We start from the raw sequence: 14147 nt of genomic DNA on the forward strand, positions 1-14147 counted from the left end.
ATATTGTCATATTTGAATCTATAGTGCTTATTAATCCGCTGAGGAAAGGGATAGAGCATGGCCAACCCAGAGCAATTTTTTTTGATATACTTAAAGTATTGATTGGTACATTCTCTGGCGCTTTCTTAGCTTTCCTTGCTAACTGGCTTTTGCGCCAGAGTCAGAGAGAGGACGATCAAATAGCGGCGGGAAATCTCGCAATCACTGTTATGGGCAGGATGGTAAATGCCTTCCTGATTTATAAGAGAGGGGTGATTGAAACTAGGACGCAGATTTTGAGCGCTGAACCAAACCTTCCTGTTTGGATGCAGATGCTTCCGATTCTGCACGAGTTTGATGAATCACTTGTTATTGATATGCAGTCTTTAACTTTTTTGTTCCGTCCTGGAAGCGTGGATGTTATGAATCATATTCTCATAGCTCAAGGCAAATACAGGAATTTGGTGTATTTACATAAGCAACACTTTAAAGACATGCAGGAGTTACAAAGAATTCTCTCAGAGCTGCAAGGTGATGATCAATATGGCCCTATAAATTTGGATTTTGCAGTAAAGAAAGTTCCTGCCTATTTGGCAGCACGAATTGAATCTGCCAGTACTGCCTTGCACCAGTCACTAAACGAGGATGAAAATACAATGATTGAGGCGCTTAAAGCATTGGAAAAAACACTTGCTAGTAACTTGGGTAAGGGCCGCACAATTAGAATTTCTCTTCCTTCGCAACTAATATCGACAAAATTGGTTGATGACCCTAAACAACCTTCTTGAGAAAACAGCTCGGCAGATAAATGAAAATTGTAGAATGGGGCTTGTTTTTGTAGAATGAGAAGGCCAAAGAAAAAAGGACTTACATCTCTGTAAGTCCTTCTTTTTACTACATATTCCTTGGTGGCCCGGGGCGGAATCGAACCACCGACACAAGGATTTTCAATCCTCTGCTCTACCGACTGAGCTACCAGGCCAAGACCAAGAATTATAGAGATGAAACTGGCTGATTGCAAGCTTTTTCTTAAAAAAGCTTGCTGCCCCTCTATGACGGGGCTTTGATTTAGCGCATCAGGCAGGGCTGTGTGCTTCCCGTATAATGGGGCCATTATCTGGTTTTTGGTGAGGTCTTATGTCAGTTCAGGTGCATGAAAGTGATATCTGCATCGTCGGCAATGGCGCGGTGGGCAAGGCGGCGGCGCTGGGTTTTGCGCAGGCGGGTTTGCGTGTGAACCTTTTATGCGCGCCTGCTTCGGTACTTGTTCCAGCAATGGTTTCTGCGTCTATGTCTGCAACTATACTTGCATCGGCTGACTGGGATGTGCGTGTGTATGCCTTGAACCATGTCGCACATGGTTTGCTGTCGTCGCTGAAGGTGTGGGATGCACTGGATCTGTCGCGGGTTGCGCCTGTTACCGCCATGCAGGTGCAAGGCGGCGGGGCGGATGCTGGCAAACTGGGCTTTGATGCCTATGGTGCGCATGCGACTGAACTGGCGTGGATAGTGGAAGATAAAAACCTGAACCAGGCGCTGGATACGGCAATGCGCTTTGCGCAAAACCTGACGCTGGTGCAAGGGCGTGCACAGCAGTTGTCTGCTTTGCCAGATGGCGCGCAAATCAGGCTGGAAGATGGCAGTTTGTTGCGCGCGGCGCTGGTGGTTGGCGCTGATGGTGCGCAATCATGGGTGCGTGGTGCCTGCGATATCGGGCTCGATTATCGTTCTTATCATCAGCAGGGTGTGGTCACCAATTTTGAATGTGAAAAACCGCATCACGGGGTGGCGCAACAATGGTTTGTGGAAGACCAGGGCATTATAGCCTTGCTGCCGTTACCAGGCAATCGCGTGTCCCTGGTCTGGTCGGCACCTGATGTACTGGCGCAGACGATATTGGCTGAACCCTTGTCAGCACTGGTTGCGCGTTTGATGCCGTATTGCGCTGACAGCCTGGGGCAATTGACGCCGGTGTTGCCAGAAGCGATCAGGGCATTTCCGTTAAGCCTGATGCGGCCTCACAGCATGATAGCCTCGCGGGTCGCACTGGTGGGGGATGCAGCGCATGTGGTGCACCCGCTGGCCGGGCATGGCATGAATCTGGGTTTTGCGGATGTCGCCGATTTGCTCAGGATAATGAAGGACCGTGAAGCGTACCGTGACTGTGGTGAGGCACGTTTGCTCGAACGTTATAAGCGCGCCCGTAAAGAAGAAGTGATGCTGATGCAATTGACCACAGATGGCCTGTCACGTTTATTTGCTTCTGACCTGGCACCTGTACGTCTGATTCGCGACTTGGGATTGAACTTGCTGGACCGTTTGCCTGTCATAAAAGGCAAACTGATTGCGCATGCGATGGGTAAATCGAGCATGTAAGCCATACGGCATAAACCGCATGGACGGAAGAATTCGATAGATATAGATAGACATAGATACAGAGAAATGAAGATATGAAAAAATTAAAATCAGCCTTGATGTCCGCAGTATTTGGTCTTTCTGCCATGGGTATGGCTGTGTTGGCGATTCCAGAAGCGGCTGCGGCAGAAACCGCGCAGGAAGCCGCAGTACGCAAACTGGTAGAACCGCGCCTGGGCGAAAGTGTGAAGGTTGATTCCGTCGTCAAGACACCATATGCCGGCATGTTTGAAGTGCGTGTTGGTGGTGATATTTTGTACACCGATGAAAAGGCGCAGTTCCTGTTCATCGGTAATGTATTTGATTCCAAAAATGGCACCAATTACACCAAGGCCAGGACGGATGAATTCAACAAGGTGAAGTTTTCTGAACTGCCTCTGGATTCCGCCATCAAGATGGTCAAGGGAGATGGCAAGCGCGTGATTGCGGTGTTTGAAGACCCGAACTGCGGTTACTGCAAGCAGTTCCGCAAGACGCTGGCGGGTATGGATAACATTACTGTCTATACCTTCATGTACAACATTCTGGCAGAAGAATCGAAGACCATTTCCAAGAATATCTGGTGTTCTGCTGATCGTAACAAGGCCTGGGATGAGTGGATGTTGCACGGCAAAGTGGCGCCCGCTGCGGCCACCAATTGCAACAATCCCAACGAAAAAGTATTTGCCCTCGGTCAGAAATTACGTGTGAATGGTACGCCTGCCGTTTTCTTTACTGATGGCACGCGTGTACCTGGTGCAATGGATGCCAAGGGCCTGGAAAGCCGTCTTGCCGCGGTGGCGGCTGCCAAGCCAAATTAATGCCCCCCCGATTTAACCAGCTCCAGCTAAGCCAGCCTGCATACCATGACCTCACCGCTACGCTGGACAGGTATCCTGCTGGCCGCTGGTCGCGGGCGGCGTTTTGATGCCAGTGGCGCAAACAACAAGCTCTTGCAACCTTTGACAGCAGGGGGCTCTGTTGCCCAGCAAAGCGCAGGCAATTTGCTGGCAGTGATGCCGCAAGTGGTTGCGGTGTTGCGGCCAGACACCCATGCCCTGACCGAGCAATTGCTGGCCCTGGGTGTACATTGTGAAATCTGTGCTAATGCCGATGCCGGCATGGCGCATTCCCTGCAACAGGGTTTGCGGTACAGTGCTGACAGCGCTGGCTGGTTGATTGCCCTGGCCGATATGCCCTTCGTCAAACCTTCTACCATTCTTGATTTGTTGCAGGCACTGCAAAACGGTGCGGGTATCGTCGTGCCGGTTTATCAGGGGCAGCGTGGCAACCCCGTGGGATTTGCCCAAAGATATTTACCGCAGTTACTCACCCTGCAAGGCGACACCGGTGCGCGTGGTTTGTTGCAATCTGCTGAAACCGTGCTGGTAGAGGTGGATGATGCAGGCATACACCGTGATGTCGATGTGCCGGAAGACTTGAATTAATGCACTTGCGCGTAGCGCCTGTCGCATGTCTATATGGCTTAAAATATAATAAAAAGTAATATAAATAGTACATCTTAGGGTAAATAAGCCTAAGATGTATAACTCTCGTCACAATATTTTACGTTTTTACTGGCATTGCCATAGCGGAAATACTTGCGCGATATATCTATACAAGCAAATTAGCCCTAGAATAGCGGTTTTCTTACACCTGACTTGATACGGGGCGGCATTTTGGCGACCCATACCCTTATGGATGAACTCAATCAAAAACTGGCGATACGTCTGGGATTTGGCAGCCTTGTGCCATTTATTCTGCTGACCGTGGCTTGCTGGGTAGCGCATCCTGACTGGTTGGGTTTTTTCATCCGGGCACAGCTGTATTATGGCATCGTCATCCTTTCCTTTCTGGGCGGTTTGCATTGGGGCGTCACTATCATGGCCGGCGGCAAAGATCATGAGGAAGCAAAAAAAGCCCTGATCTGGGGCGTGATTCCTACCCTGATTGCCTGGTGTTCCATGATCAATATGCTGTTTGGTTTTGTCGTGCAGGTGGTCGGTTTTATTGCTGCCTACCAGATCGACAAGCGCCTGTATCAAAGTTATGGTATTCCGGATTGGTTTATCAAACTGCGTTTGCAACTCACCCGCGTGGTGGTGGGCGCGCAGATATTCACTTTCATCGCTGCCAATGTGCGCAGCTATATTGCGAATTGATAGCGATGTAACCAATAATACATACCCGCTTCAGAAAGATCGTTCAGAATGAAAAAAACGATAACAACAAAGAGACAAGGCACTACCATATCTGCATCTGAACACGCACTTGTGTACAGCATAGTCCCCAAAGATCTGGCGGGACATCTGTATCAGGTCACACTCGATATCGCCACCCCGGACGAGGCGGGTCAGGTTGTCAGCCTGCCTGCATGGATACCTGGAAGCTACATGGTGCGCGAATTCGCCCGCAACATCGTGCAGATCAAGGCCAGTTCTGACGGCAAAAAAGTCGCACTCAAAAAGCTGGATAAACATAGCTGGCAAGCCGCGCCCTGCAAAGGACCACTGCGCATCAGTTATGAAGTCTATGCCTGGGATTTGTCAGTCCGTGCTGCCCACCTTGATCAAAGCCATGGCTTCTTCAACGGCACCAGTGTCTTCCTGAGTGTGCATGGACAAGAGATGAACCCGCATGTGGTTGACATCCAGCGGGCTGATGACGCTGCCTGCAAAACCTGGCGTGTTGCGACCGCGTTGCCAGAACTGAAAGCCAGGCGCTACGGTTTTGGTACTTATATTGCGGCCAATTATGATGCGCTGATCGACCATCCGGTTGAAATGGGTGATTTTGCCCTGGCGACATTTGATGCGCATGGCATTTCCCATGATTTTGTCGTGACCGGTAAAGTACCGAACATGGACATGGACCGCATCATCGCCGATGTCAAAAAAATCTGCGAAACACAGATTGCCTTCTTTGAGCCGCGCAGCAAAAAAGCCCCGATGGACCGTTATGTTTTCATGACCATGGTGGTCGGTGAAGGTTATGGCGGCCTGGAACATCGCGCGTCCACTGCGCTGATCTGCAACCGCAATGATCTGCCGGTAAAACACCAGCCTGAAATGAGCGATGCCTATCGCGGCTTTCTGGGTCTGTGCAGCCATGAATATTTTCACACATGGAATGTCAAACGCATCAAACCTGCTGCCTTTGCCCATTACAACCTGCGTCAGGAAAACTACACCAGCCTGTTATGGATCTTTGAGGGCTTCACCAGCTATTACGATGACCTGATGCTGGTGCGCGCTGGTGTGATTGATGAAGCCGCTTACTTCAAGTTGCTGGCCAAAACCGTCAACATGGTGACACGTGGTAGCGGTCGTACAAAGCAAAGCGTGGCTGAGTCCAGCTTCGATGCCTGGACCAAATATTATCGCCAGGATGAAAATTCACCGAATGCGATAGTCAGTTATTACACCAAGGGCTCGCTGGTTGCCCTGGGTCTGGATCTGACGATACGTGCAGAAACCGCAGGCAAGAAATCGCTCGATGATGTGATGCGGGCCATGTGGCAAAAGTTTGGCCGTGATTTCTACGAGCGCAGCCTGACTGGCAAACAGCAGGGTCTGGCAGAAACAGAATTTGAAAGCGTCGTTGAGCAGGCGACTGGTGTCAATGTACGCCGCTTCCTCGACAAGCATGCGCGTGGTACAGAAGACGTGCCGCTGGCAAAACTGTATGCTGACTTTGCCGTGCTGGTCAACGAGGGCACTGCCAATAAAAAAGCAAGCCTGGGCGTGCGTGTGGTGCGTGACGGTAATGACTGCAAGATCGCCAACGCGCATGAAGGTCGTGCTGCCCATCTGGCAGGCTTGTCTGCCCAGGATGTGCTGGTGGCAATCAACGGTTTGCGCGTGACTGCTGCCGATGCCGGGGATAGTTTGAGTGCCGCACTGGGCCGCTACCGTGTTGGTGAAACGGTGCAGGTTCATGCTTTTCGCCGTGATGAATTATTGAATGTGTCAGCGAAATTGCAGACAGATGATGTACCTGCTGTAAGCATTACCGTGCAGGCAACTGCAAAGACAGGGTCTGTGGCTAGACCTAGTTTTCAGAGGCTCGTAAAAAATAAGTGATGCAGTAAAAACCTGATAGGGTTGCAGAACCGCAGTACAGCATCAACTGTACTGCGGTTTTTTATTTATGCCGGGCGACATTCCTGTTATCTGCAATATCCTCCTCTGGAAATACGGACAGCCTGATTATGCAAAGACCTTCGCCAGCTCAGCACCAGGATTTTCTGCCCGCATAAACGCTTCACCCACCAGAAATCCATGCACATTTGCTGCGCGCATACGGGTGACATCTTCTGCTGACATGATGCCTGATTCCGTAATCACCAGCTTGTCTGGCGTGATGCGTGGCAGCAGACTGATAGTCGTATCCAGCGACACTTCAAATGTACGCAGGTTGCGGTTATTGATGCCCAGCATGGCTGTCTTCAACTTCAATGCGGCATCCAATTCTTCAGCATTGTGTACCTCTACCAGTACGCCCATGCCCAGTTCATGCGCGCAGGCTTCCAGTTCTGCCATCAGGCCGTGGTCGAGTGCGGCGACTATCAGCAAAATACAATCCGCCCCCCAATGCCTGGCCTGATAGACCTGATAAGTATCAATCATGAAATCCTTGCGTAAAGCTGGCAGGGCGCAGGCAGCGCGCGCCTGTTGCAGGTATTCAGGCGCACCCTGAAAAAACTGTACGTCCGTCAGCACCGACAAACAGGCCGCACCATGTTCCGCATAACTTTGTGCAATATCAGCAAGCTGAAAATCTGCGCGCAAAACACCTTTTGATGGGGAGGCCTTCTTGATTTCTGCAATCACTGCGGCATGGCCCGCCGCGATCTTGCTGCGCAGGCTGCCTTCAAAATCACGCAAATTTGCGCGCGCTTCCTTGTTGCTTTCCACTTCAGATCGCAGGCTTGCATACGACTGGTATTTTTTCGCCGCGGACAATTCATCGGCTTTGACATCAAGGATTTTATTCAGAATATCGGACATGGCTTATTTTCCCAACTGCTGGGTGACGTCGACAAACTGCTGCAACTTCGCCAGTGCGGCACCAGAAGCGATGGCCGCTTGTGCCTGCTTCACGCCATCGGCAATCGATGCTGCCAGGCCCGCGCCATACAAAGCTGCACCGGCATTCAGGCTGACGATATCAGTCGCTGCACCTGGCACATTGTTCATCACTTCGAGTATCTTTGCTTTCGATTCATCGGCACCAGAGACACGCAGATTACGGTTGGACACCATCTGCAAACCAAAGTCTTCCGGGTGGATATCATATTCGCGAATCTCCCCATTCACCAGTTCACCCACCATGGTCGGTGCGCCTAGCGAGACTTCATCCATATTGTCACGCCCCCATACCACCAGCGCATGTTGTGCGCCAAGTCTTTGCAAGACGCGTACCTGTATGCCGACCAGATCAGGGTGGAAGACGCCCATCAAAATATTTGGCGCGCCTGCAGGATTGGTCAATGGCCCCAGGATATTGAAGATAGTACGCACACCCAGTTCACGGCGCACTGGTGCAGCATGCTTCATCGCCGCATGGTGATTGGGTGCAAACATGAAGCCTATGCCGGTTTGTGCTATCGACTGGGCAATTTGCTCAGGCTTGAGATTGATATTCGCGCCCAATGATTCCAGCACATCGGCACTGCCGGAAGAAGAAGACACACTGCGGCCACCATGTTTGGCAACCCGCGCGCCAGCGGCGGCAGTAACGAACATCGATGCGGTAGAGATATTGAAAGTATGCGCGCCATCGCCGCCGGTGCCAACGATATCGATCATGTTGGTGGTATTGGCCAGCGGCACTTTGGTCGAGAATTCACGCATGACTTGCGCGGCTGCGGTGATCTCGCCTATGCTTTCTTTCTTGACGCGTAAGCCCATGGTCAGTGCGGTGATCATGACTGGCGACATTTCGCCACCCATCAGTTTACGGAACAGGAACAGCATTTCATCGTGAAAAATTTCACGGTGTTCTATCAGGCGTGTCAGTGCTTCTTGTTGAGAGATGGTCATGATGCTGTTCCAGTCAAAAAGTTTTTCAGCAAGGCGTGGCCATGCTCGGACAAGATGGATTCGGGGTGGAATTGCACGCCTTCGAGATTGAATTCTTTATGGCGCACACCCATGATTTCGCCGTCATCTGTCCATGCGGTCACTTCCAGGCAATCCGGCAGGCTGGCGCGTTCTATCGCCAGCGAGTGGTAACGGGTAATCGTGTAAGGGCTGGGCAAATTTCTGAAGACACCAACACCAGTATGGGCAATGGCAGAAGTCTTGCCATGCATGACCTGCTTGGCACGGATAACCTTGCCACCAAATGCTGCACCTATGGCCTGGTGACCAAGGCAGACTCCCAGGATAGGTGTCTTGCCGGCAAAGCGTTCTATGACGGCGATGGAAACACCAGCCTCAGCCGGTGTACAGGGGCCGGGAGAAATACAGATGTGATCGGGCGTCAGTGCTTCAATTTCTTCTATCGTAATTTCATCATTACGGTAGGTACGCACATCTTCACCCAGCTCAGCAAAATACTGCACCAGGTTGTAGGTGAAGGAATCGTAGTTGTCTATCATCAGTAACATTTAAATCTCCCCATCCAGGCCATCTTGCACTTGTTCTGCTGCACGCAATACTGCGCGTGCCTTGTTTTCGGTTTCCTGCCATTCCATTTCTGGTACTGAATCAGCTACTACGCCTGCGGCTGCCTGCACATACAGCATGCCGTCTTTCAAGACGCCGGTGCGTATCGCAATCGCCAGATCCATTTCGCCACCGAAGGACAGATAACCGCAAGCGCCGCCATAGATGCCGCGCTTGACGGGTTCGAGTTCATCGATGAGTTCCATTGCCCTGACTTTCGGCGCGCCAGACAAGGTGCCTGCCGGGAAGGTGGCTTTCAAAACATCGAGGTTGGACAAGTCGGCTTGCAAGACACCTTCTACATTCGAGACGATGTGTTGTACGTGCGAATATTTTTCTATGACCATCTGGTCAGTCACCTTGACGCTGCCAGTCTGGGCGATGCGGCCTATGTCATTGCGGGCCAGATCTATCAGCATGACGTGTTCGGCGATTTCTTTCGGGTCGGCCAGTAATTCTTTCGCCAGCTCTGCATCGCGTTCCGGTGTGGTCCCGCGTGGGCGTGTGCCAGCCAGCGGGCGTATCGTGACTTTCTTGCTGCCATCATTCAGGCTTTCATTGCGTACCAAAATTTCTGGGGATGCGCCTATGATTTGCATGTCGCCAAAATTATAGAAATACATATACGGCGAAGGGTTCAGCGAACGCAGGGCGCGGTATAGTGACAGTGGTGAATCCACATAGGGTTTCTTGATGCGCTGACCCACTTGCACCTGCATGAGGTCGCCTGCCATGATGTATTCCTTGGCTTTTTCTACCGCCTTCAGATAATCGTCCTTGGCAAAGTCGCGTATGGATTCTGTGCGGACAGACGCCGATGTGACAGGTGCATCAACACTACGGCGCAGCATGGCGCGCAAGTCTTTCAGGCGTTGGCGGGCTTTGGACCAGGCTTCTGGCTGGGTAGGGTCGGCATAGACGATGAGATACAGTTTGCCGGATACATTGTCGATGACCGCCAGTTCTTCCGTCAGCAATAACTGAATTTCTGGCAAGCCCAGATCATCTTTTGGTGCCTTGCCCGCCAGGCGTTTTTCTACATGGCGCACGGCGTCATAGCCAAAGTAACCAGCCAGGCCACCGCAGAAACGTGGCAGGCCAGGGCGCAATGCCACCTTGAAACGCGCCTGGAATTCAGCAATGAAGTCCAGCGGGTTCATTTCGCGACTCTCTATGACCTGGCCATTTTTCAGGACTTCGACTTTGTCGCCAAAACTGCGCACCAAAGTATTGGCGGGCAAGCCTATGAAGGAATAGCGGCCAAAGCGCTCACCACCCATGACGGATTCAAGCAAGAAAGTATTCTTGCCCGCATTCTGGGTTTGCGCGAGTTTCAGATACAGGGTGAGCGGGGTTTCCAGATCGGCGAAGGCTTCCGCAATCATGGGGATACGGTTGTAGCCTTGCGCGGCCAACGATTTGAATTCGAGTTCGGTCATGGTTTTCTTTCAGCCGTCAGCAAGTGCTCGCAACGATGCCAGCAATAAGGGATGTGAACGGATAAGACAGATTGATATAACAAGCAAGAAGGTGTGCGGAGGATGGGCACAACTACTCACGGCATTCGTGGTTTAACAGAATTGCCAGCGTCGCCATAGCCAGGCCTCGAAAGTGCCTGGTGTGATAGTGGAACGTTTGTTATCGAGAAACATTCGTGATAGGAATGATTTGAGAGTCAATATAAGTTTTTAGCTGAAAGCAGTCGTGCCGCATCCAACAGGGTTTCGACTATACCATCACTTTGAATATTTTGTACAGCTTCGCCGTGGTTGTATCCATACGGCACTGTCAAGACCGGGCAACCAGCGGCGCGGGCGGCAATCGCGTCATTGCTGGAATCGCCTATGGCCAGCACTTGTGATGGTGGCAAGCTCAGAGCCTTGCAGGCTTCCAGCATAGGCAGGGGATCAGGTTTCTTTTTTGCAAAACTGTCACCGCCATAGACTTGCTCAAAGTAAAAACTGATTTCTTTCTTTTGCATCAACGGCAGGGCAAAGGCCAGTGGTTTATTGGTGACGCAGACCAGGCGCAGGCCCATATCGCGCATGGCTTGCAGGCCTTCATGTACCTCAGGGTACAGCTGGCTGTGGTCGCCATTGATAGCCAGATAATGACGCTGGTAGGCAGTTAATGCATCATCAAAGCGTGCTGCTACGCCATTCACATCAAAATTCACGGATAAAACTTTATGGATAAGATTTTCAGAACCCTTGCCTACCATGGTCTTGATGACATCCAGTGTTAACGGTGCCAGTACAAAATCCTCACGCATGCGGTTGATTGCCACCAGAAAGTCTGGTGCGGTGTCGATCATGGTGCCGTCAAGATCAATGATGACGGCTTTGATATGGCTGAACATGGTGGTGCAATCAGATGAAGGCTTCCCGCATGGTGTGGCGGAAAGCCTTGAGATGAAATTGGGGGTTAAACCTTGGCCAACTCACTGCGCATGGCATCAATGATGGCCTTGTAGTCGGGTTTGCCAAATATGGCAGAACCGGCAACAAAGGTATCGGCGCCGGCGCGGGCTATCTCTGCGATGTTCTCTATTTTGACCCCGCCATCCACTTCCAGCATGATATTGCGGCCTGATTCATCTATGATCTTGCGGGCCTGCGCGATTTTTTTCAATGTATGCGGGATAAAAGTCTGGCCGCCAAAACCGGGGTTGATCGACATGATCAGAACCAGGTCTACCTTGTCGATGACATTCTCCAGCACATTCAGTGGTGTGGCTGGATTAAATACCAGACCAGCCTTGCAACCATGGTCACGTATGGTTTGCAGGCTGCGGTCTATATGTTCTGAGGCTTCCGGGTGAAAACTGATGATGTTCGCGCCAGCCTTGGCAAAGTCGGGGATGATACGGTCCACAGGCTTGACCATCAGGTGGACATCAATCGGCACCTGCACATGCGGGCGTATTGCTTCGCACACCATAGGGCCTATGGTCAGGTTGGGCACATAATGATTGTCCATGACATCAAAATGGATCATGTCAGCGCCAGCGGCGACAACATTGCGGACTTCTTCACCCAGGCGGGCGAAATCGGCAGACAATATACTGGGAGCAATGCGAAAAGTAGTCATGATGGAATCAAGCTTGAAAAAGATATGCTATTTTACCCTGTGATGGGCAAGCGACTGCGCTCTTCGTCTGGCACAATGACATCAATTCACTATTGAGAGAGAAATATGGCAGCGTATGAAATGAGCGTATCAGTGGTCACGCAATATCTGAAAGACCAGTCAGACCCAGAGCAAAACAATTTCGTTTTTGCCTATACCATTACGATCAAGAATACTGGTACCGTGGCTGCTCAATTAATCTCTCGTCACTGGATCATTACCGACAGCAAAAACCACGTAGAAGAAGTCAAAGGCCTGGGTGTTGTTGGTCACCAACCGTTTCTGGCGCCAGGGCAAAGTTTTGAATACACCAGCGGCAGTTCATTGAAAACGCCACAGGGTAGTATGAAAGGCATTTACTTCTGTGTAGCAGAAGACGCCCATCGTTTTGAGGCAGAAATACCGGAATTCGTCTTGTCACTGCCACGTACCCTGCATTAATCCTGCCAATGCAGGCAATCAGGCTTATTGGGGATTGTCGTTATTCTGAGTTTGTTCTATCGACTTTTTATGTTGTTCCGGTTGTGATTCTGGCTTGCGGCCATGGAACATGGTCCACCACACGATAAAAATCAAAATAAACATTGCCAGACCTGCTTCCAATGCCAGTAACCACATCTTATATGCCCCGTAAATTAACTATGCATATTGTACCTGCATAATTACAGACAGCTATCAGGCGCATTACAATAGAAGCCACGCAGCAGCATCGCTCATAGGCGGACAAGCTGCATCCCTCTATATCTTATTCTTATCAGGAGCATCTATGACTTACGAATGTATTTTGACCGAAACCCGCGACAAGGTTGGCCTGATTACCCTGAACCGCCCCAAAGCCATGAACGCATTGAACGATCAGCTCATGGATGAACTGGGTTTGGCGCTCAAGGCTTTCGACAAAGACGAAAACATTCATTGCATCATCCTGACAGGCAGTGAAAAAGCCTTCGCAGCCGGTGCCGATATTGCTGCCATGGTCGGTTACAGCTTCATGGATGCCTATAAAGATGACTACATCACCCGTAACTGGGAAACCATGCGCCAGATCCGCAAGCCAGTCATCGCTGCCGTTGCAGGCTACGCGTTGGGTGGTGGCTGCGAAGTCGCCATGATGTGCGATTTCATCATCGCTGCAGAGAATGCCAAGTTCGGCCAACCAGAAATCAAGCTGGGCACTCTGCCTGGCGCTGGCGGCACACAGCGTTTGCCACGTGCGATATCCAAATCCAAGGCTATGGATATGTGCCTGACCGCCCGCATGATGGATGTGGTTGAAGCCGAACGCGCTGGCCTGGTGTCCCGCGTCGTGCCGTTGGACAAATTGATGGAAGAAGCTTTTGCTGCTGCGAATACCATCGCCTCCATGTCCCTGCCCATCATCATGATGGCCAAGGAATCTGTCAACCGCGCTTATGAGACTACGCTGTCAGAGGGCATACAGTATGAGCGTCGTTTGTTCCAGGCAAGCTTTGGTATGGAAGACCAGAAAGAAGGTATGCAGGCTTTCCTGGAGAAACGTCCGGCGGTATTTAAGAATAAGTAATTTGTCTGTAGTTATATAGGGACTATATAGAAGTGCACCATATATGACGCGCCTCTATAAATTAAATCGCATCTACACAGCCCTAAGAAATCCATCTCGTCCGCGAAGCAATGCCAGCATATCGCAAAACCGTGAAACTCCTTTCCCCTTCTAATGGGATGGCGTCCGGGTTTCACAAAGCATGCTTTGTGCCGACAAAATCTAAGCCGCCTGCAAGCGGCGCAGTGGGCGGGTTAGGGGGGCGGTCGATCAGCGAAATAGCAACAATATAGACAGCCCCCGATCCGACGCTCCTGCGAATGCAGGAGCCTGGCGTCGTCCGCGGATGAGCCGGGAAGCTAGCAAGAGAGCCACACGACACCCATCTAGAAGCAGCAGTGCGCTGTACAGACAAATATTTGTCTTTCAATAAACAAACTAAAAACAAGCTA

The 14147-nt window shown here is 51.0% G+C and carries 15 protein-coding genes and 1 tRNA gene; 8 read left to right on the forward strand and 8 right to left on the reverse strand.

The features are described from left to right. Positions 1-23 precede the first annotated feature (23 nt). Entirely contained in the window at positions 24-767 is a 744-nt protein-coding gene (locus ACO0LH_RS26450; protein ID WP_422944144.1) for a hypothetical protein, read from the forward strand. A 118-nt stretch (positions 768-885) separates the two neighbouring features. Here the strand turns inward: ACO0LH_RS26450 and ACO0LH_RS26455 are convergent. Continuing rightward, positions 886-961 (reverse strand) — tRNA-Phe (locus ACO0LH_RS26455). Between the two features lie 155 nt (positions 962-1116). Between ACO0LH_RS26455 and ACO0LH_RS26460 the strand changes: the two genes are divergently transcribed. The 5 genes from ACO0LH_RS26460 to ACO0LH_RS26480 all read left to right on the forward strand — a co-directional run bounded on the left by ACO0LH_RS26460 (position 1117) and on the right by ACO0LH_RS26480 (position 6455). Further along, a complete protein-coding gene (locus ACO0LH_RS26460) occupies positions 1117-2355 on the forward strand; it encodes an FAD-dependent monooxygenase (protein ID WP_422944145.1) in 1239 nt (412 codons plus the stop codon). 74 nt (positions 2356-2429) lie between these two features. Beyond that, positions 2430-3194 carry a DsbC family protein gene (locus ACO0LH_RS26465; RefSeq protein WP_422944146.1) on the forward strand — a complete coding sequence of 255 codons (765 nt, stop codon included), beginning with the start codon at positions 2430-2432 and terminating at the stop codon, positions 3192-3194. Between the two features lie 45 nt (positions 3195-3239). Next, complete coding sequence (locus tag ACO0LH_RS26470) at positions 3240-3821, forward strand: nucleotidyltransferase family protein (protein ID WP_422944147.1); 582 nt, start codon at positions 3240-3242, stop codon at positions 3819-3821. Positions 3822-4070: 249 nt separating this feature from the next. Further along, entirely contained in the window at positions 4071-4535 is a 465-nt protein-coding gene (locus ACO0LH_RS26475; RefSeq protein WP_422944148.1) for a DUF3429 domain-containing protein, read from the forward strand. A gap of 48 nt (positions 4536-4583) precedes the next feature. Further along, positions 4584-6455 carry a M61 family metallopeptidase gene (locus ACO0LH_RS26480; RefSeq protein WP_422944149.1) on the forward strand — a complete coding sequence of 624 codons (1872 nt, stop codon included), beginning with the start codon at positions 4584-4586 and terminating at the stop codon, positions 6453-6455. Positions 6456-6581: 126 nt separating this feature from the next. Here ACO0LH_RS26480 and trpC read toward each other — a convergent pair whose 3' ends face one another. The 6 genes from trpC to rpe form a co-directional block, all read right to left on the reverse strand. Then, complete coding sequence (gene trpC / locus ACO0LH_RS26485) at positions 6582-7382, reverse strand: indole-3-glycerol phosphate synthase TrpC (protein WP_422944150.1); 801 nt, start codon at positions 7380-7382, stop codon at positions 6582-6584. A 3-nt stretch (positions 7383-7385) separates the two neighbouring features. Beyond that, positions 7386-8417, reverse strand: a complete 1032-nt coding sequence (gene trpD / locus ACO0LH_RS26490) for an anthranilate phosphoribosyltransferase (RefSeq protein WP_422944151.1) — start codon at positions 8415-8417, stop codon at positions 7386-7388. After that, complete coding sequence (locus tag ACO0LH_RS26495) at positions 8414-8986, reverse strand: anthranilate synthase component II (protein ID WP_422944152.1); 573 nt, start codon at positions 8984-8986, stop codon at positions 8414-8416. The genes trpD and ACO0LH_RS26495 overlap by 4 nt, the downstream gene beginning before the upstream one ends. After that, positions 8987-10483: an anthranilate synthase component I gene (trpE, locus tag ACO0LH_RS26500; RefSeq protein WP_422944153.1), complete on the reverse strand. Its 1497-nt coding sequence runs from the start codon at positions 10481-10483 to the stop codon at positions 8987-8989. A gap of 236 nt (positions 10484-10719) precedes the next feature. After that, entirely contained in the window at positions 10720-11403 is a 684-nt protein-coding gene (locus ACO0LH_RS26505; protein WP_422944154.1) for a phosphoglycolate phosphatase, read from the reverse strand. Between the two features lie 65 nt (positions 11404-11468). Further along, positions 11469-12134: a ribulose-phosphate 3-epimerase gene (rpe, locus tag ACO0LH_RS26510; protein ID WP_422944155.1), complete on the reverse strand. Its 666-nt coding sequence runs from the start codon at positions 12132-12134 to the stop codon at positions 11469-11471. Between the two features lie 105 nt (positions 12135-12239). Between rpe and apaG the strand changes: the two genes are divergently transcribed. After that, positions 12240-12614, forward strand: a complete 375-nt coding sequence (gene apaG, locus ACO0LH_RS26515; RefSeq protein ID WP_422944156.1) for a Co2+/Mg2+ efflux protein ApaG — start codon at positions 12240-12242, stop codon at positions 12612-12614. A 325-nt stretch (positions 12615-12939) separates the two neighbouring features. After that, positions 12940-13716 carry an enoyl-CoA hydratase gene (locus ACO0LH_RS26520; RefSeq protein WP_422944157.1) on the forward strand — a complete coding sequence of 259 codons (777 nt, stop codon included), beginning with the start codon at positions 12940-12942 and terminating at the stop codon, positions 13714-13716. Between the two features lie 172 nt (positions 13717-13888). Here the strand turns inward: ACO0LH_RS26520 and ACO0LH_RS26525 are convergent. Further along, positions 13889-14147 (reverse strand): hypothetical protein (locus tag ACO0LH_RS26525; RefSeq protein WP_422944158.1); only part of this gene is annotated, 259 nt, incomplete at its 5' end.

The sequence above is a fragment of the Undibacterium sp. TJN19 genome, assembly GCF_049339485.1.
Classification (GTDB): Bacteria; Pseudomonadota; Gammaproteobacteria; order Burkholderiales; family Burkholderiaceae_D; genus Undibacterium.

What these genes read in the sequence shown, in the direction of transcription:
- trpE (WP_422944153.1), bottom strand. Translation starts at nt 10,483, where the DNA reads ATGACCGAACTCGAATTCAAATCGTTGGCCGCGCAAGGCTACAACCGT.
- apaG (WP_422944156.1), top strand. Translation starts at nt 12,240, where the DNA reads ATGGCAGCGTATGAAATGAGCGTATCAGTGGTCACGCAATATCTGAAA.
- ACO0LH_RS26505 (WP_422944154.1), bottom strand. Translation starts at nt 11,403, where the DNA reads ATGTTCAGCCATATCAAAGCCGTCATCATTGATCTTGACGGCACCATG.
- ACO0LH_RS26465 (WP_422944146.1), top strand. Translation starts at nt 2,430, where the DNA reads ATGAAAAAATTAAAATCAGCCTTGATGTCCGCAGTATTTGGTCTTTCT.
- ACO0LH_RS26520 (WP_422944157.1), top strand. Translation starts at nt 12,940, where the DNA reads ATGACTTACGAATGTATTTTGACCGAAACCCGCGACAAGGTTGGCCTG.
- ACO0LH_RS26470 (WP_422944147.1), top strand. Translation starts at nt 3,240, where the DNA reads ATGACCTCACCGCTACGCTGGACAGGTATCCTGCTGGCCGCTGGTCGC.
- ACO0LH_RS26460 (WP_422944145.1), top strand. Translation starts at nt 1,117, where the DNA reads ATGTCAGTTCAGGTGCATGAAAGTGATATCTGCATCGTCGGCAATGGC.
- ACO0LH_RS26475 (WP_422944148.1), top strand. Translation starts at nt 4,071, where the DNA reads ATGGATGAACTCAATCAAAAACTGGCGATACGTCTGGGATTTGGCAGC.
- rpe (WP_422944155.1), bottom strand. Translation starts at nt 12,134, where the DNA reads ATGACTACTTTTCGCATTGCTCCCAGTATATTGTCTGCCGATTTCGCC.
- trpD (WP_422944151.1), bottom strand. Translation starts at nt 8,417, where the DNA reads ATGACCATCTCTCAACAAGAAGCACTGACACGCCTGATAGAACACCGT.
- ACO0LH_RS26480 (WP_422944149.1), top strand. Translation starts at nt 4,584, where the DNA reads ATGAAAAAAACGATAACAACAAAGAGACAAGGCACTACCATATCTGCA.
- ACO0LH_RS26495 (WP_422944152.1), bottom strand. Translation starts at nt 8,986, where the DNA reads ATGTTACTGATGATAGACAACTACGATTCCTTCACCTACAACCTGGTG.
- trpC (WP_422944150.1), bottom strand. Translation starts at nt 7,382, where the DNA reads ATGTCCGATATTCTGAATAAAATCCTTGATGTCAAAGCCGATGAATTG.